At 72.1% G+C, this 17,244-nt stretch carries 13 protein-coding genes; 9 read left to right on the forward strand and 4 right to left on the reverse strand.

Annotation, left to right across the window (positions count from 1 at the left end; translation table 11 throughout):
- Positions 1-288: 288 nt before the first annotated feature.
- Both ACIQHQ_RS04780 and ACIQHQ_RS04785 read left to right on the forward strand, forming a co-directional pair.
- Positions 289-1,095: a methyltransferase gene (locus tag ACIQHQ_RS04780; RefSeq protein WP_402610069.1), complete on the forward strand. Its 807-nt coding sequence runs from the start codon at positions 289-291 to the stop codon at positions 1,093-1,095.
- A gap of 278 nt (positions 1,096-1,373) precedes the next feature.
- A complete protein-coding gene (locus ACIQHQ_RS04785; protein WP_402610071.1) occupies positions 1,374-1,772 on the forward strand; it encodes a DUF3040 domain-containing protein in 399 nt (132 codons plus the stop codon).
- 193 nt (positions 1,773-1,965) lie between these two features.
- Here ACIQHQ_RS04785 and ACIQHQ_RS04790 read toward each other — a convergent pair whose 3' ends face one another.
- The 4 genes from ACIQHQ_RS04790 to ACIQHQ_RS04805 all read right to left on the reverse strand — a co-directional run bounded on the left by ACIQHQ_RS04790 (position 1,966) and on the right by ACIQHQ_RS04805 (position 7,616).
- Positions 1,966-4,359, reverse strand: a complete 2,394-nt coding sequence (locus ACIQHQ_RS04790) for a DUF3488 and DUF4129 domain-containing transglutaminase family protein (RefSeq protein WP_402610073.1) — start codon at positions 4,357-4,359, stop codon at positions 1,966-1,968.
- Positions 4,359-5,720, reverse strand: a complete 1,362-nt coding sequence (locus ACIQHQ_RS04795; protein ID WP_402610075.1) for a DUF58 domain-containing protein — start codon at positions 5,718-5,720, stop codon at positions 4,359-4,361. The genes ACIQHQ_RS04790 and ACIQHQ_RS04795 overlap by 1 nt, the downstream gene beginning before the upstream one ends.
- Positions 5,720-6,760, reverse strand: a complete 1,041-nt coding sequence (locus tag ACIQHQ_RS04800; protein ID WP_402610076.1) for an AAA family ATPase — start codon at positions 6,758-6,760, stop codon at positions 5,720-5,722. The genes ACIQHQ_RS04795 and ACIQHQ_RS04800 overlap by 1 nt, the downstream gene beginning before the upstream one ends.
- Positions 6,761-7,064: 304 nt before the next feature.
- On the reverse strand, positions 7,065-7,616 hold the full coding sequence (locus ACIQHQ_RS04805) for a beta-class carbonic anhydrase (protein ID WP_402610078.1): 552 nt from the start codon (positions 7,614-7,616) through the stop codon (positions 7,065-7,067).
- A gap of 391 nt (positions 7,617-8,007) precedes the next feature.
- Here ACIQHQ_RS04805 and rsmH point away from each other — a divergent pair, with 391 nt between their 5' ends.
- The 7 genes from rsmH (at position 8,008) to murD (ending at position 17,144) form a co-directional block, all read left to right on the forward strand.
- Entirely contained in the window at positions 8,008-9,009 is a 1,002-nt protein-coding gene (gene rsmH / locus ACIQHQ_RS04810) for a 16S rRNA (cytosine(1402)-N(4))-methyltransferase RsmH (protein ID WP_402610080.1), read from the forward strand.
- A 31-nt stretch (positions 9,010-9,040) separates the two neighbouring features.
- Positions 9,041-9,490, forward strand: coding sequence for a septum formation initiator family protein (locus ACIQHQ_RS04815; RefSeq protein WP_402610082.1), 450 nt, complete (start codon positions 9,041-9,043; stop codon positions 9,488-9,490).
- A 5-nt stretch (positions 9,491-9,495) separates the two neighbouring features.
- Positions 9,496-11,457, forward strand: a complete 1,962-nt coding sequence (locus ACIQHQ_RS04820; RefSeq protein ID WP_402610084.1) for a peptidoglycan D,D-transpeptidase FtsI family protein — start codon at positions 9,496-9,498, stop codon at positions 11,455-11,457.
- Positions 11,458-11,649: 192 nt separating this feature from the next.
- The gene (locus ACIQHQ_RS04825) at positions 11,650-13,170 is read left to right on the forward strand and encodes a UDP-N-acetylmuramoyl-L-alanyl-D-glutamate--2,6-diaminopimelate ligase (protein ID WP_402610086.1); all 1,521 of its coding nucleotides are present in this window, start codon (positions 11,650-11,652) and stop codon (positions 13,168-13,170) included.
- A gap of 28 nt (positions 13,171-13,198) precedes the next feature.
- Positions 13,199-14,629, forward strand: coding sequence for a UDP-N-acetylmuramoyl-tripeptide--D-alanyl-D-alanine ligase (gene murF / locus ACIQHQ_RS04830; RefSeq protein WP_402610088.1), 1,431 nt, complete (start codon positions 13,199-13,201; stop codon positions 14,627-14,629).
- Complete coding sequence (gene mraY / locus ACIQHQ_RS04835) at positions 14,629-15,720, forward strand: phospho-N-acetylmuramoyl-pentapeptide-transferase (RefSeq protein ID WP_399410576.1); 1,092 nt, start codon at positions 14,629-14,631, stop codon at positions 15,718-15,720. The genes murF and mraY overlap by 1 nt, the downstream gene beginning before the upstream one ends.
- Positions 15,702-17,144, forward strand: coding sequence for a UDP-N-acetylmuramoyl-L-alanine--D-glutamate ligase (gene murD / locus ACIQHQ_RS04840; RefSeq protein WP_402610090.1), 1,443 nt, complete (start codon positions 15,702-15,704; stop codon positions 17,142-17,144). The genes mraY and murD overlap by 19 nt, the downstream gene beginning before the upstream one ends.
- Positions 17,145-17,244: the final 100 nt, after the last annotated feature.

A 17,244-nucleotide genomic window follows, 5' to 3' on the forward strand; every position in this document is an offset into this window, starting at 1 on the left:
GACGACCGGGTGTGGGCTGCGGCGCATCCGATGGTCGTGGTGCCGCTCCGGACGGATCCCTTTCCGCGGTGCCCGCTGACCGACCCGGTATGGGTGGTCCGAGTGCGCCCGTGGCGCGGCCGCATCTGACCCGTGGGCCGTCCCTGCACCGGGTCATCCGGACGCCACGGCCGAGGCAATAGGGTGGGGGACGCCTGAAGTCTTCCCTCCCCATGACGCGGGGCCGGGGGAGACGCCCCGTTCGCGCCGCCGTGCAAGAGGCGGCGCCGCGCCGAGGAGTCAACTGCCGTGTCGGACCCGATGCGCCCCCGCGCCTCACTCCGTACCGCCGTGGTCTGGGAGGTCCTCCAGGACGCCCTGGACCGCCGCGTCAAGGCCACGGGTCGGGAGTCGCTGGACGTCCTCGACACCGGAGGCGGCAGCGGCAACTTCGCGGTGCCCGTCGCCCGCCTCGGCCACCGGGTCACCGTCGTCGACCCCAGCCCCAACGCGCTGTTCGCCCTGGAGCGCCGCGCCGCCGAGGCCGGCGTCGCCGACCGGGTCAAGGGAGTCCAGGGCGACGCCCACGGCCTCTTCGACGTGGCCGAGCGCGGCGGCTACGACGCGGTGCTGTGCCACGGCGTCCTGGAGTACGTCGACGACCCGGCCGAAGGCGTCCGCAACGCGGTGGCGGCCCTGCGCCCGGAGGGCGTCCTCAGCCTGCTCGCCGCCGGCCTCGGCGGTGCCGTACTGGCCCGGGCCCTGGCCGGGCACTTCAAGGAGGCCCGGCAGGCGCTCGACGACCCGAACGGACGATGGGGCACGGGTGACCCCGTGCCGCGCCGCTTCACCGCCGAGCAGCTCACCGGACTGGTCGAGGGCGCGGGCCTGCGCATCGGGGCCGTGCACGGGGTGCGGGTCTTCGCCGACCTCGTGCCCGGTGTCCTCGTGGACACCGAGCCCGGCGCCCTGGAAGCGCTGCTGAAGCTGGAGGAGGCCGCGGCCGAGCTCCCCGCCTTCCACTCGGTGGCCACGCAGCTGCATGTGCTGGGTGAGACCGCCGGGGCTGTCGAGAACAGTGGGGCCGGCGAGACCGATGGGGCGGTCGAGGCCTGAGCCACTTCGTGAGGCACCACCGCTGATCAGCGGCTTGGCTGCGCATGGAGTACGCCACAGGCCCCCCGAATGGGGGCGGCGCGCCGTATGATCGAGGGAGACCGTTCCGGCATGACGGGTCGGCCGCCGGGGAATGGAAGCCTCAGCGAGTCGGACGCCCATGGCGGGTTCCGGTTGGTCAATTGGCGCAGAGGGGCGGGTTTCACGGGGGCGATTCCCTGCCTATCCTGAAGAGACCCCCCGGGTCGCCCCGGCGACTGCACGATGAGGAGGACTCCGTGCCGCTCTCGGAGCACGAGCAGCGCATGCTCGAGCAGATGGAGCGAGCGCTGTACGCCGAAGATCCCAAGTTCGCGACAGCGCTTGAGGGAAGCGGGCTGCGCACGTACACCCGGCGACGGGTCTACCAGGCGGTCGCGGGCTTCCTCGTAGGTATCGCGCTCCTCATGGCCGGAATGGTCGCCAAGCAGGTCTGGCTCAGTGTCGTGGGCTTCCTCGTCATGCTGGGTTGTGCGGTGCTGGCCGTGACCGGCTGGCGCAAGGCACCCAAGCCGGGCGAACAGGCGGCCGGTGCCGCCGGACCCCACGCCCGCCGGCAGGGTCGGCAGCGCCGCTCCATGATGGACCGCATCGAGCAGCGCTGGCAGAAGCGCCGCGACGAGCAGGGCGGCCATTAGCCCTCCGCGCAGCCTCTCCAGGCCTACGTGAATACGTATGTCAGGGGGTGACCACCGACTCGGTGGTCACCCCCTGACGTATGCGTGTGCACGCCCAAGGTGTGCGCAGGGTCGCCGCACCGCGCCGGCCGGCTCCGGACACGGCAAGGCCGGCGCACCCGCACCGACCGGCCCGGGCCGATCAAGCCTCTCCTCAGCCCTGCTGGCCCGACGCCTTTCGCCACGTCGGCCGCAGCGCCACGGCGCGTTCCCGGACCCTCGTCCACCAGGCCGACGCCGCCCACACCACACGAACGGTGGAGCGGGGAGCCAGCAGCGCGCGGGCCCTGGCCGGACGCCCGGCGGCCGCACCGAGACCCGCCGTCACTCGGTGGACGTCGTCCGTGAGGCCCGCCGTCGGACGGGGGTGGGGCGCGTACAGGACCTGCTCCACCGCGTTCGCCACCCGGTGCACCGATGCCGCGGCCGTCGCGTCGAGATCGCCCAGCCGGACGATACGGGCGGCCGCCTTGCGCGGGGTCCGGGACTCGTCCGGCGTGATGCCGAAGTCCCACGCCGTGTCGGTCAGCTCCTGCCAGGCCGCCAGCGTGTGCAGCGCCGCGTCCGCCTCACTGCGGCCGTGCCCCCCCAGCCGTGCCGTGCGCGTCCGCAGCCGCCACAGCATCGGCGCCAGGGGGAGCGCCAGGACGGCGAGGCCGGCGAGGACCCACAGCAGGAAGGCGTACCACTTCGGTCCGTCGTCGTCCGTGGGCAGCGCCGCCTGTGGTGACTCGCTCGCGCAGCCGCCGTCCAGCTTCTTCTGCTCCGGCGTGCAGGTCTCGCTCGCCGAGGGCGCCGCGGACGGCGCGGCGGACGCCGACCGCGAGGGACGCACCTCGTCCGGCACCGAACTGTCCGGGCTGTCCGGCACGGTGTACGCGGGGATCGAACCGCGGGTCGGCGTAGGCTCGAAACGCGTCCAGCCCACACCCTCGAAGTACAGCTCGGGCCAGGCGTGCGCGTCCCGCAGCCCCACCGACACCGAACCGTCCGCCTGCGGGGAACCGGGCGCGAAGCCCACCGCGACCCGGGCCGGTATGCCCAGGGAGCGGGCCATCGCCGCCATCGCGAAGGAGAAGTGCACGCAGAAGCCCTGCTTGTCCTTCAGGAAGCGGGCGATCGCCTGCGAGCCGCTGCCGACCTGCACCTGTGTGTCGTACTCGAAGCCGCCCGTCACGGCGAACCAGTCCTGCAACTTGACCGCCTGGCCGTACGGGTCCGCGGCCCCCGCGGTGACCTGGCGGGCGGTGCGGCCGACCACCGACGGCAGCGAGTCGGGCAGCTCGGTGAAGTCGCGCTCGATGTCCGCGGGCGGCGACCCCGCCGAGGCCAGCTGCTTTGCCGTCGGCTGCACATCCAGGCTCGTGACCTGGTACGTCAGGCCTCGCGTGTTCTGCCCGTGATCGCCGACCAGCGTCATGCCCAGCGGCTCGTACCGCCAGTTGCCGCTGATGCGCACGTCGCTCGGCGGGTAGGGCATGGGCAGCCAGTCCTGGGCGTACCAGTCGGCCGCGCTGATCGTGGTGTCGACCTCGGTGCGCTTGACGTCCGGGCTGAGGCCGACCGGGGCCGGGAACGTGCCGTCGGGCACGGCGGTGATGGACCGCCGGGACGGCTTCCACGTGGTGCCGTCGAAGTCGTCCAGGGACACGATCCGCAGATACAGGTCCGAGACGTCTTCCATCTTGGTCCGCACGGACAGCACCTGCTGGTCCTCGTCCGCGTTCAGGCTGTCCCGCAGCGACACCAGCGGGTTCACGGCGGAGATGGTGCCCCCGCCGCCGGGACCGCCGCCCGCGCCCGCTCCCACGGAGTCCAGCAGGCCGCCGTTCATCGCGGGCAGGCCCAGCGGCACCACCAACGCGATGCCCAGCGCGACCACACCGATGCGCCGGCCGGTGCGGACCGGGGCGAGGGCGCCGTTCGGTTCCCCGCCGGCCGTGCGCGGAGCACCGCCGAAGACCCGGCCCCACTGGGAGAGCCGGTCCCGGCCCTCGGCCAGGAGCAGCATGAGATAGCCGGCCGCCGCCACCAGGAACCACAGCCAGTCCGTGCCCCCGTCGGACAGCCCCGCGGCCACGGAGTACAGCGCGAGCAGGGGCAGCCCGGCCGGGGCGGCGCTGCGGAAGGTCACCGCCAGGGCGTCCACCAGCAGGCCGATGATCAGGACCCCGCCTATGAGCATCAGGCGGATGCCGTCGGACTCCAGCGGTGCCGGGATCGCGTACCGCGCGACGTCGTCCCCGCCCTGCTGGAGCAGCAGCGCGAAGCGGTCAACGGCCCGCGGTCCCGGGATCAGCCCGGCCAGGGCCTGGCCACGGGCGAAGACGAAGGTCAGCAGCATCACGGTGACCACGGCCTGCGCCGCCACCGTCAGCGGCCGGGGCAGCGGCACCCTGCGGCCGAGGGCGCCCACGCCCGACTGCAGGGCCAGCAGGAAGGCCGCCTGCACGATCCACGTGGCCGGCCTGACCAGAGGCAGCAGGGCACACGCGGCCATCAGCGTGGCCGTCCACGCCCCCAGCGTCAGTCGTACCCGCCCGCTCATCACGGTCCCTCCCCGCCGCTCGCGGCGGCCAAGCCCTTGCGCTCCCGGTCCGCCTGGCGCCACAGCTCGTCCACGGAGGCGCCCCGCGGTACGCGCAGGGCCGTCCACCCCGCCTGGCGCAACATGTGCAGCCGGTCGCCGCTCCTGTCCAACGGGCCGGGCACGTCGCCCGGTTCCCGCACCCAGGTGTCGCTGTCCAGCACGAAGGCGACCGCGCCCGGGCTGCGCTGCCGCATCCGGCCCAGCACGGCCGCCTGCTCCTCGTCCAGGTCGCCGAGGAAGGCCACGAGGAGCCCTTCGTTCCCGCCGCGCAGCACGTCGTAGGCCCGGGACAGGCCCGCGCCGTCCGAGTGGTCGATCACCGCGAGGGTGTCCATCATCAGGCCGGCCGCGTCGGCCGACTCCTGGCTCGCGCCCGCGAAGCCGTCCCCGCCCTCACCGGGCACCGCGTTTCCGGTGTCCGTCAGCAGCCGCACCGAGTAGCCGCGTTCGAGCATGTGCACCAGCACCGACGCGGCGCCCGACACGGCCCACTCGAAGCCCGAGTCCGGACCCGCGCCCTGGTAGGCGATGCCCCGGGTGTCGAGCAGCACCGTGCAGCGGGCGCGCTGGGGCTGCTCCTCGCGGCGCACCATCAGCTCGCCGTAGCGGGCGGTGGAGCGCCAGTGCACCCGGCGCAGATCGTCGCCGTAGCGGTAGCCGCGCGGGATCACGTCGTCCTCGCCGGCCAGCGCGAGCGAACGCTGCCGCCCGTCGCCGTACCCCTTCGCCTCGCCGCTGAGGCGCACCGGCGTCAGCGGCTCCACCCGCGGGATGACCGTGAGAGTGTCGTGCGCCGAGAAGGAGCGGGTCAGCTCGCACATGCCGAACGGGTCGGTCAGGCGCAGCTGGAGCGGGCCCAGCGGGTAGCGGCCGCGCAGGTCGGAGCGCACCCGGTAGGACACCTCGCGCCGGCCGCCCGCCTCCACCCGGTCGAGCACGAAACGGGGCCGGGGACCGAGCACGTACGGCACCCGGTCCTGGAGCATCAGCAGGCCCGTGGGCAGCCGCGAGACGTTGTCCATCCGCAGATGGACCCGGGCCTCGCTGCCGGCCGGCACGCGCGCGGGGGAGAGGCGGCGGCTGCCCGCGACCCGGTAGCGCGTGCGGTACAGCACCGCCGCGCACACCAGCGGCAGCACCGCCAGCAGCAGACCCACGCGCAGCAGGTCGCTCTGCCCCAGCACGTACGAACAGACGGCGGCCGCGACGCCGGCGGCCAGGAAGGAGCGTCCGCGGGTGGTCAGACCGGCCAGGGCGGTGCGGATGCCGCCCTTCTCGCCCCGGTCGGCTTCCGCGTGCCCCGTCCCCGCGGTGGTCATCACAGCCTCCGCGGCGGCTGCTGGGGATACGCCGGCGCCGGACGGCCGAGGCCGCCGAAGCCGCTCTGCTGCGGCGGCGCCGCCGGTACGGGCGTGCGCTGCAGGATCTCCTCGACGACCTGCTCGGCGGTGCGCCGGTTGAGCTGGGCCTGGGCGGTGGGCAGCAGGCGGTGGGCCAGGACGGCGACGGCGAGGGCCTGCACGTCGTCCGGCAGCGCGTACTCCCGGCCGCTGAGGGCGGCGGACGCCTTCGCCGCGCGCAGCAGGTGCAGCGTCGCGCGCGGGGAGGCGCCCAGTCTCAGGTCGGGGTGCGTGCGCGTGGCGCCGACCAGGTCGACCGCATAGCGCCGGACCGGCTCCGCGACGTGCACACCGCGCACCGCCTCGATCAGCTTCAGGATCTCGTGCGCGTGGGCCACCGGCTGGAGGTCCTCCAGCGGCGAGACGCCGCCGTGGACGTCCAGCATCCGCAGCTCGGCCTCCGCGCTCGGGTAGCCCACCGATACCCGGGCCATGAAGCGGTCGCGCTGGGCCTCCGGCAGCGGATAGGTGCCCTCCATCTCGACCGGGTTCTGCGTCGCCACCACCATGAAGGGGCTGGGCAGCTCGTAGGTCTTGCCGTCGATGGTGACCTGGCGCTCCTCCATCGACTCCAGGAGCGCCGACTGCGTCTTGGGCGAGGCGCGGTTGATCTCGTCGCCGATCACCACCTGCGCGAAGATCGCACCCGGCTTGAACTCGAAGTCACGGCGCTGCTGGTCCCAGATGGACACACCGGTGATGTCCGACGGCAGCAGGTCCGGTGTGAACTGGATGCGCCGCACCGAGCAGTCGATGGACCGCGCCAGCGCCTTGGCCAGCATCGTCTTGCCGACACCCGGGACGTCCTCGATCAGCAGATGTCCCTCGGCCAGCAGCACGGTCAGCGAGAGCCGTACGACCTCGGGCTTGCCCTCGATCACGCCTTCCACCGACTCCCGCACGCGCTCCACCACGGCGGTCAGATCAGTGAGGCTCGCTCGATCGTCATAGGTCGTCACCCGGCCCTCCTCGGCCTTTCCCGCGCTCCCGGGGAGCACGGGATACCCCATTTTCCCGGGCCGACTCCGCATGACGCGGGCCGGCCCACCCCGACCACGGACACCACGCCGGAATCGTTCCGCGCGACGTCACTCCCGCATTCTTGCTGCCGTTACCGATTCGTGTCACTCGACTGTGGACAACTGGCCGCGATATGTCGGTCTTACGATCATTCGAACACGTGACTGACAGGCTTTCGACAGCTACAGCAGGTGGTCCTCCGGGGCGGGCGGGCCCGGCGGCGCCCAGGTCGGCGGGCGGGCATCAGGCGACCGGGTCGACCTCCCGCAGCAGGCCGGTCTTCACGTCGAACACGAATCCGCGCACGTCGTCGGTGTGCGGCACGAACGGCGAGGTGCGCACGCGCTGCATCGACTGCCGCACGTCCTGGTCGACGTCCCGGAAGGACTCCACGGCCCACGCCGGGCGCTGGCCGACCTCGGCCTCCAGCTCGTTGCGGAAGTCCTCCGTGAGGCTCTCCAGGCCGCAGCCGGTGTGGTGGATGAGCACCACACTGCGGGTGCCGAGCTTGCGCTGGCTGATGGTGAGGGAGCGGATCACGTCGTCGGTGACGACACCGCCCGCGTTGCGGATCGTGTGGCAGTCGCCCAGCTCCAGGCCGAGTGCCGCGTGCAGGTCGAGACGGGCGTCCATGCAGGCCACGACGGCGACGTGCAGCACGGGCCGGGCGTCCATCCCCGGGTCGGTGAAGGCGTCCGCGTACCGGGCGTTGGCCTCCACGAGACGGTCGGTGACCGTGCCGTCGGCCTTGATGGCGCTCTCCGAACCTGTGGGAACCGATGCAGAAGTCGTCATGGGTGTGACGTTACTGGTCACACCCCGTCCAGGCCTCCTGTGGAAGTGAACAAAGAATGCCGTCGAGTGAGGTGTGTGAGGAAACCCACAAGGGTGCCCCCGGCCCCGGCGCGAACGGCGGCGACGCGCAGGCCGGTTGATTGACCGGGCGACAGGGTGGACTAAAGTGACGCGAAGCGGGAGGCGAGACTCTCCCCGCTGGACTGATGTTCTTCACAGGACCCCGGCGACGACCGGTGGTCTCCCCGCGTGCGCGGCGCGTACGTACGGCTCGGCCTCCTCCCGCTCCCGGTCGGCTGACGCTTCCGGCGCCGGCGGGCCTCATGTTCACCAGCGGGCGGGGACCCGGTGGTGCGGACGGCCGCGCCGGATCTGAGAGGGCCCAGGATAAATGGGGCGCGAAGCGCATTCGATCAAGGGTGGTGGTGGGCGACGGGAGGGAGAGAGTCGACACGTCCCGGTGATGCTCCAGCGGTGCCTGGACCTGCTGGCACCCGCCCTGGAGGGCCCGGACGCCGTGGTCGTCGACTGCACCCTCGGCCTCGGCGGCCACAGCGAGGCGCTCCTCGAGCGGTTCCCCGGCGTCCGGCTCGTCGCGCTCGACCGCGACAAGGAGGCCCTGCGGCTGTCCGGCGAGCGCCTCGCCCCTCACGGCGAGCGCGCGGCCCTCGTCCACGCCGTCTACGACGAGCTCCCCGAGGTGCTGGACAGGCTCGGCATCGCGCGCGTGCAGGGCGTCCTGTTCGACCTGGGTGTCTCCTCCATGCAGCTCGACGAGGCCGACCGCGGCTTCGCCTACGCCCAGGACGCCCCGCTCGACATGCGCATGGACCAGACGACCGGCGTCAGCGCCGCCGAGGTCCTCAACACCTACCCGCCGGGCGAACTGGTCCGCATCCTCCGGGCGTACGGCGAGGAGAAGCAGGCCAAGCGGATCGTGAGCGCGATCGTGCGCGAGCGGGCGAGGGAGCCGTTCACCAACAGCGCGCGGCTGGTCGAGCTGATCCGCGACGCCCTGCCGCAGGCCGCCAAGCGCACCGGCGGCAACCCGGCCAAGCGCACCTTCCAGGCCCTGCGCATCGAGGTCAACGGCGAGCTCTCCGTGCTGGAGCGCGCGATCCCCGCCGCAGTCAAGGCACTCGACGTGGGCGGGCGGATCGCGGTGCTGTCGTACCACTCGCTGGAGGACCGGCTGGTCAAGCAGGTCTTCGCGGCGGGCGCGGCCACCACCGCGCCACCCGGGCTGCCCGTCGTCCCCGAGCGCTACCAGCCGCGGCTCAAGCTGCTCACGCGCGGTGCCGAACTCCCCACGGAAGAGGAGATCGCCGAGAACCGGCGGGCGGCACCCGCGCGGCTGCGCGGAGCCCAGCGCATCAGGGAGGACGTCGAGTGAGGCGTGTGCAGGCCGGACCGAGGGAGCGTGCGTGAGCGGCAAACCCGAACTGAAGGGGAGGGCGGCCCGCCTCGCGCGGCTCCTCCCGACCGGCCCCGGGCAGGCGGCCCGCACGCCCTTCGTCCTCCTGGTCGTCCTCCTGCTCGGCGGCGGTCTCATCTGCCTCCTGGTGCTGAACTCGGCCCTCAGCGAGGGCGCGTTCGAACTCGACGACCTCCAGCGCGAGACCAAGAACCTCACCGACGAGGAGCAGGCCCTCCAGCGGGACATCGACGCCTACTCCGCCCCTGATGCCCTCCAGCGCCGCGCCCGCGAGCTCGGCATGGTGCCCGGGGGCGATCCCGCCTTCCTCGCTCCCGACGGCACGGTCAAGGGTGTCCCCGGCGTCGCCACCGGCGCCGGGCAGACCTCCGCGTACACGCCCCTGGTCCTCGCCCCCGAGGCCATGCCCAACGGCCCCGCCCCGACCCCCGGCAGGTGACGGAAGTGTCCGACAGGCAACCGCCGCGTCGCCGCGTGCCCGCCCCCGCCAGGCCCGCTCGCCCCGACGCCCGGCGCCGCCCCGGCCCCGGTGCCCGTCCGGCCCGGCGGCCGGGGCAGGGCCGCCCTGCGGCGCCGCCCAAGCCGCTGAGGCTCGGCAGCCCCCGCCCCCGCCTGCGCCTGGTCGGACTCGCGCTGACCCTGGTCCTGGCCGCCTTCGTCGTACGGCTGTTCCAGGTGCAGGCCGTCGACGCGAGCACGTACGCCGCCAAGGCTGAGCAGAACCGCTACGTCGGGCAGATCCTCGCCGCGGACCGGGGCGAGATCACCGACCGGTCCGGAGTGGCCCTCGCGACCAGTGAGGACGCCTACGACATCACCGCCGACCCCACGATGTTCGCTCCCCGCCAGCTGAAGATCGATGACGGCCCCGAGCAGGCGGCCGCCCTCCTCGCGCCGATCCTCGGCCAGGAGCAGGACAGCCTGGTCGAGAAGCTGCGGCCGAAGAACACGGCCCTGCGCTACGTCAAGCTGGCCTCCCGCCAGACCCCGCAGGTCTGGAAGCAGATCAAGGACCTCAAGTCGGCGCTCGCCAAGAAGGCGGAGACGGACAAGTCCACGCCCAACGTCCTGTCGGGCGTCTTCTCCGTCGCCACAAGCAAGCGTGTGTACCCCAACGGTGACCTCGCCGCCGGGATACTGGGCTGGGTCAACGCCGAGGGCAAGCCCGGCGGCGGTATCGAGCTGCAGCTGAACAAGCAGCTCGCCGGCAAGGACGGCAAGATCCGCTACGCCCAGTCCGGGGGCCGTCTCGTGCCCACCGCGGGCTCCACCGAGACACCCGCCGTCCCCGGCAGCGACGTCGAGCTCACCATCGACCGCGACATCCAGTGGGCCGCCCAGAACGCCATCAGCGACCAGGTGAAGGAATCCGCGGCCGACCGCGGTTACGTCATCGTCCAGGACACGCGCACCGGGCAGATCCTCGCCATGGCCAACTCGCCCGGCTTCGACCCGAACGACCTGTCCGACGCCGACCCGGCAGCCCTCGGCAACGCCGCCCTCCAGGACGCCTTCGAGCCAGGTTCCACCGCCAAGGTCATGTCGATGGCGGCCGTCCTCCAGGAGAACGCGGCCACACCGGGAACCCACGTGGTGGTGCCCAACCGGCTGCACCGCGGCGACCGGCTCTTCAAGGACGACATCGACCACCCGACCTGGTACCTGACCCTGAACGGCGTCCTCGCCAAGTCCAGCAACATCGGCACCATCCTCGCCACCGGCCAGCTCGGCAGGACCCAGGCCCAGGCCAACAAGGTCCTCTACGACTACCTGCGCAAGTTCGGCCTCGGCAGCTACACGGGGCTCGGCTTCCCCGGCGAGACCAAGGGCATCCTCGCCCCGCCCGACAAGTGGTCCACCTCGCAGCAGTACACGATCCCTTTCGGCCAGGGCGTCTCCCTCAACGCCCTGCAGGCGGCCTCCGTGTACTCGACCATCGCCAACGGCGGCGTCCGCGTCGAACCCACCCTCGTGCGCGGCACCAAGGGCCCCGACGGGAGCTTCACCCCCGCCCCGAAGCCCGCGAAGAACCGGGTCGTCAGCGCCAAGACGGCGAAGACCCTCGCCCAGATGCTGGAGTCCGTCGTGGACGACGAGGAGGGCACGGGCACCAAGGCGCGCATCCCGGGGTACCGCGTCGCGGGCAAGACGGGTACCGCCAACCGTGTGGATCCGGCCACCGGCAAGTACCACGGCTACACCTCGTCGTTCGCCGGATTCGCGCCCGCCGACAAGCCCCGCGTCACCGTCTACTGCGCCATTCAGAACGCCACGCGGGGCAGCTACTTCGGCGGCCAGATCTGCGGACCCGTCTACAAGAAGGTCATGGAGTTCGCACTGAAGTCCCTCCAAGTCCCGCCGACCGGCGCCAAGCCCGCGAAGCTGCCCGTCTCCTTCAAGCGGTGACCAGCGCCGACGCACCCTGATCAGACCCAGCCCCACCGAGCCACCAGGACCGCCTCCGTGACAACGATCACCCCCGAGCCCGGGAACCAGGGCAGCCCCAGCCCCTCACTTCGCCCGGAGGCGGGTACGCCCGGTACGCTCACCGCCGTGCCACACGCTGATCAGTCCCAAACCACCCAGAAGGGCCATCCCGTGACATACCCCGGGCCGCCCAGGCCGGTGCAGGTCTCCGCCACACCCCTCGCGGAACTAGCCGGTCAGCTGGGTGCTTCCGCGCCGGAGAGCAGCCCCGGGGTCACGGGCATCACCCATGACTCCCGTGCCGTGCGCCCCGGCGACCTGTACGCCGCCCTCCCCGGTGCCCGGCTGCACGGCGCCGACTTCGTCAACCAGGCCGCGGGCCTCGGCGCGGCCGCCGTGCTGACCGACCCCACCGGCGCCGAGCGCGCCGCCGCGTCCGGTCTGCCGGTCCTGGTCGTCGACGACCCGCGCGGGCGGATGGGCGAGCTGGCCGCCACGATCTACGGCCACCCCGGCCGGGATCTGCTGCAGATCGGCATCACCGGCACCTCCGGCAAGACCACCACCGCCTACCTCGTCGAGGGCGGCCTGAAGACCGTCAGGTCCACCGGCCTGATCGGCACGGTCGAGATGCGCATCGGCGACGAGCGCATCAAGTCCGAGCGCACCACCCCCGAGGCCACCGACCTCCAGGCCCTGTTCGCCGTCATGCGCGAACGCGGCGTCGACGCGGTCGCCATGGAGGTCTCCAGCCACGCCCTGGTCCTCGGTCGGGTCGACGGCTGCGTCTTCGACATCGGCGTCTTCACCAACCTCAGCCCGGAGCACATGGAGTTCCACTCCGACATGGAGGACTACTTCCAGGCGAAGGCGCAGCTGTTCACCCCGAAACGGGGCAAGCTCGGCGTGGTCAACGTCGACGACGAGTACGGCCGCAGGCTGGCGAAGGAGGCCACCGTCCCGGTCGTCACCTACTCCGCCGAGGGCCACCCCGACGCCGACTGGCGTGCCGAGAACGTCCAGGTCGGCCGGCTCGACTCGACGTTCACCGTCGTCGGCCCCAAGGGCGAGCGGATCGACGCCAAGTCGCCGCTTCCCGGGCCCTTCAACGTGGCCAACACCCTGGCCGCCATCGTCGCCCTCGCCGTCGCCGGCCTCGACCCGCAGGCCGCCGCAGACGGTGTCGCCGCCGTCCCGGGCGTCCCGGGCCGCCTGGAGCGCGTGGACGCCGGGCAGCCCTACCTCGCGGTCGTGGACTACGCGCACAAGACCGACGCCGTCGAGTCGGTGCTGCGCGCCCTGCGCAAGGTCACCGAGGGCAGGCTGCACATCGTCCTCGGCTGCGGTGGCGACCGGGACAAGACCAAGCGCGAACCCATGGGCGCCGCCGCCGCGCGGCTCGCCGACACCGCCACACTGACCTCCGACAACCCCCGCTCCGAGGACCCCCTCGCGATCCTCGCCACGATGCTCCAGGGCGCGGCGTCCGTGCCCGCGCACGAGCGCGGCGAGGTGCAGGTCTTCGAGGACCGGGCCGCCGCGATCGCCGCGGCCGTCGCCCGCGCCGAACCCGGCGACACCGTGCTGGTCGCGGGCAAGGGACACGAGCAGGGCCAGGACATCGCCGGGGTGGTCCGTCCCTTCGACGACCGCCAGGTGCTCCGCGAAGCCATCCAGAAGACCCAGGGATGAAAATCCAGAAGACCCAGGGGATGAACTTGTGATCGCCCTCTCCCTCGCCGAGATCGCAGAAGTCGTCGGCGGGCAGACGCACGACATACCGGATCCGTCCGTCCAGGTCACCGGACCGGTCGTTCGGGACTCCCGGGAGGCGGTGCCCGGCAGCCTCTTCGTCGCCTTCGCCGGGGAGCGCGTGGACGGCCACGACTTCGCGGCGGCGGTCGTCGAGTCCGGAGCGGTGGCCGTGCTCGGCACCCGGCCGGTCGGCGTGCCCGCGATCGTCGTGGACGACGTCCAGAGCGCGCTCGGCGCCCTCGCGCGGCACGTCGTACGGCGTCTCGGTGCCACCCTCGTCGCCCTCACCGGTTCGGCCGGCAAGACCAGCACCAAGGACCTCATCGCGCAGGTGCTCCGGCGCAAGGCCCCCACGGTGTTCACTCCCGGCTCGCTCAACAACGAGATCGGGCTGCCGCTGACCGCGCTCAGCGCCACCGAGGAGACCAGGTTCCTCGTCCTCGAGATGGGCGCCCGCGGCATCGGGCACATCCGCTACCTCGCCGGCCTGACGCCCCCGAAGGTCGGTCTCGTCCTCAACGTCGGCAGCGCCCACATCGGGGAGTTCGGCGGTCGCGAGCAGATCGCGCAGGCCAAGGGCGAACTCGTCGAGGCTCTGCCGTCCGAGGCCGAGGGCGGCACCGCGATCCTCAACGCGGACGATCCCTACGTGCGGGCCATGGCCACCCGTACGAAGGCGAAGGTGCTCTTTTTCGGAGAGTCCGGCGAAGCGGACGTGTCCGCCGAGAACGTGCGACTCACGGACACCGGACAGCCCGCGTTCAGGCTTCACACACCCTCCGGTGCAAGCGATGTGACCATGCGCCTGTACGGTGAGCATCACGTGTCGAACGCGCTCGCCGCGGCCGCCGTCGCCCACGAGTTGGGCATGTCCGCTGACGAGATCGCCGTAGCGCTCTCCGAGGCGGGCTCCCTCTCCCGCTGGCGGATGGAGGTCACCGAGCGCCCGGACGGCGTGACGGTCGTCAACGACGCCTACAACGCGAACCCCGAGTCCATGAAGGCCGCGCTGCGCGCGCTCGTCGCCATCGGCGAGGCCTCACGGGCGAAGGGGGGCCGTACGTGGGCGGTGCTCGGCAAGATGGCCGAGCTCGGGGACGAGGCTCTCGCCGAGCACGACGCGGTCGGACGGCTCGCCGTCCGGCTCAACGTCAGCAAGCTCGTCGCGGTCGGTGGCAGGGAAGCCGCCTGGCTGCAACTGGGCGCATATAACGAGGGTTCGTGGGGTGAGGAGTCGGTGCACGTGTCCGACGCACAGGCGGCGGTCGACCTGTTGCGCAGCGAGCTGCGCCCGGGGGACGTCGTGCTCGTGAAGGCGTCCCGGTCGGTCGGGCTCGAGAGCGTGGCGCAGGCGCTGCTCGAGACCGGTGCCGAGGGTGAGGTTTCCGCCCGATGATGAAGCAGATCCTGTTCGCAGGAGTCATTGGTCTCTTTCTCACGCTGGTCGGCACCCCGCTGCTGATCAAGCTGCTCGCGCGCAAGGGATACGGCCAGTACATCCGCGACGACGGCCCGCGCGAGCACGCCAGCAAGCGGGGTACGCCGACCATGGGCGGTATCGCCTTCATCCTGGCGACGGTCGCCGCGTACTTCCTGGCCAAGGTGATCACGGGCTATCTGGACCCGGACGTCGACGCGGCGCCGACCTTCTCGGGCCTGCTGGTGCTCGGCCTGATGGTCGGCATGGGCCTGGTCGGCTTCCTCGACGACTACATCAAGATCGTCAAGCGGCGTTCGCTCGGTCTGCGCGCCAAGGCCAAGATGGCCGGCCAGCTGATCGTCGGCATCGGCTTCGCGGTGCTGTCGCTGCAGTTCGCGGACAACCGCGGCAACACCCCGGCCTCCACGAGACTGTCGTTCATCACGGACTTCGGCTGGACGATCGGCCCCGTGCTGTTCGTGGTCTGGGCGCTGTTCATGATCCTTGCGATGTCGAACGGCGTGAACCTCACCGACGGTCTGGACGGTCTCGCCACCGGCGCCTCGGTGCTCGTCTTCGGCGCCTACACCTTCATCGGCGTCTGGCAGTTCCAGGAGTCCTGCGCCAACGCGCAGACCCTGACCAACCCGGGCGCCTGCTACGAGGTGCGGGACCCCCTCGACCTCGCGGTGGTCGCCTCCGCGCTGATGGGCGCCTGCCTCGGCTTCCTGTGGTGGAACACCTCGCCGGCCAAGATCTTCATGGGTGACACCGGTTCGCTGGCGCTCGGCGGTGTGCTCGCCGGCCTCGCGATCTGCTCGCGCACCGAGCTGCTGATGGCCATCCTCGGCGGTCTCTTCGTCCTGATCACCATGTCCGTGGTGATTCAGGTCGGCTCCTTCCGCCTCACCGGAAAGCGTGTCTTCCGGATGGCGCCACTCCAGCACCACTTCGAACTCAAGGGCTGGTCCGAAGTGCTCGTCGTGGTCCGCTTCTGGATCATCCAGGGCATTTGTGTGATCGTCGGACTTGGCCTCTTCTACGCAGGATGGGCAGCGGACAAGTGACCTCCTCGGAGCCCTTCGACTTCCAGGGCAAGCACGTCACCGTCGCCGGACTGGGCGTCTCCGGCGTCCCGGCGGCCAAGGTGCTGCTCGGCCTCGGCGCGCACGTCACGGTCGTCAACGACGGCGCCGACGAGCGCGCGCGGGCGCAGGCGGCCGAGCTGGAGGCGCTCGGGATCACCGTGCGCCTGGGCGACGGCGCCTCCCTGCCGGAGGGCACCGAGCTGATCGTCACCGCGCCCGGCTGGCAGCCGGACAAGCCGCTGTTCGCGGCGGCGGAGCAGGCGGGGGTCCCCGTCTGGGGCGACGTCGAACTGGCCTGGCGCCTGCGCGGCCCCGACGCCGCCCCCTGGCTCGCCGTCACCGGCACCAACGGCAAGACCACCACCGTGCAGATGCTGGCCTCGATCCTGAAGGCGGCCGGCCTGCGCACGGCCGCCGTCGGCAACATCGGCGTCTCCCTGCTGGACGCGGTCCTCGGCGACGAGCGGTACGACGTGCTGGCCGTGGAGCTCTCCAGCTACCAGCTGCACTGGGCGCCCTCCCTGCGTGCCCACTCGGCCGCCGTGCTGAACCTCGCCCCGGACCACCTCGACTGGCACGGCTCCATGGAGGCCTACGCCGCCGACAAGGGCCGCATCTACGAGGGAAATCACGTCGCCTGCGTCTACAACGTGGCCGACAAGGCCACCGAGGACCTGGTCCGCGAGGCCGACGTCGAGGAGGGATGCCGGGCCGTCGGCTTCACCCTCGGCACCCCCGGCCCGTCCCAACTCGGCGTCGTGGAAGGCATCCTGGTCGACCGCGCCTTCGTCGAGAACCGGCAGAAGAACGCCCAGGAGCTCGCCGAGGTCGCCGACGTCGATCCGCCGGCCCCGCACAACATCGCCAACGCCCTCGCCGCCGCGGCCCTCGCCCGCGCCTACGGCGTGCCCGCCAGGGCCGTACGGGACGGCCTGCGGGCGTTCACCCCGGACGCCCACCGCATCGCGCACGTCGCGGACGTGGACGGGGTCGCCTGGGTCGACGACTCCAAGGCCACCAACACGCATGCGGCGCAAGCCTCGTTGGCGGCGTACGAGTCGATCGTGTGGATCGCGGGCGGACTCGCGAAGGGCGCGACCTTCGACGAACTGGTCGCCAAGTCGGCGAAGCGGCTGCGGGGTGTCGTGCTGATCGGCGCGGACCGCGCGCTCATCCGGGAAGCCCTCGCGCGACACGCCCCGCAGGTACCCGTCGTCGACCTCGACCGGACCGACACTGGGGCGATGCGCGCGGCGGTTCAGGAGGCGCGGAAACTCGCTCACACGGGCGACACGGTGCTGCTGGCTCCGGCCTGTGCCTCCATGGACATGTTCGCCAACTACAACAAGCGCGGGGACGCTTTCGCGGACGCCGTTCGTGAGCTCGGCTCCGTCGACGACTGACCCGGGTCCGCCTCGCCCGGCGGCGGTGCCGGGCGTACCTGGGAGGGACGCGTGACACGGATGTGGCTGGTGCCCGAGCGGCCTGGGGGCGTGCACCGCG

This window comes from Streptomyces sp. NPDC092370 (genome assembly GCF_044755265.1).
Taxonomy (GTDB): Bacteria; Actinomycetota; Actinomycetes; order Streptomycetales; family Streptomycetaceae; genus Streptomyces.

Bases quoted from the DNA above. Each gene is read 5' to 3' on its own strand.
- ACIQHQ_RS04790 (WP_402610073.1), bottom strand. From the start codon at position 4,359: ATGAGCGGGCGGGTACGACTGACGCTGGGGGCGTGGACGGCCACGCTG.
- ACIQHQ_RS04795 (WP_402610075.1), bottom strand. From the start codon at position 5,720: ATGACCACCGCGGGGACGGGGCACGCGGAAGCCGACCGGGGCGAGAAG.
- ACIQHQ_RS04805 (WP_402610078.1), bottom strand. From the start codon at position 7,616: ATGACGACTTCTGCATCGGTTCCCACAGGTTCGGAGAGCGCCATCAAG.
- rsmH (WP_402610080.1), top strand. From the start codon at position 8,008: ATGGGGCGCGAAGCGCATTCGATCAAGGGTGGTGGTGGGCGACGGGAG.
- mraY (WP_399410576.1), top strand. From the start codon at position 14,629: ATGAAGCAGATCCTGTTCGCAGGAGTCATTGGTCTCTTTCTCACGCTG.
- murD (WP_402610090.1), top strand. From the start codon at position 15,702: ATGGGCAGCGGACAAGTGACCTCCTCGGAGCCCTTCGACTTCCAGGGC.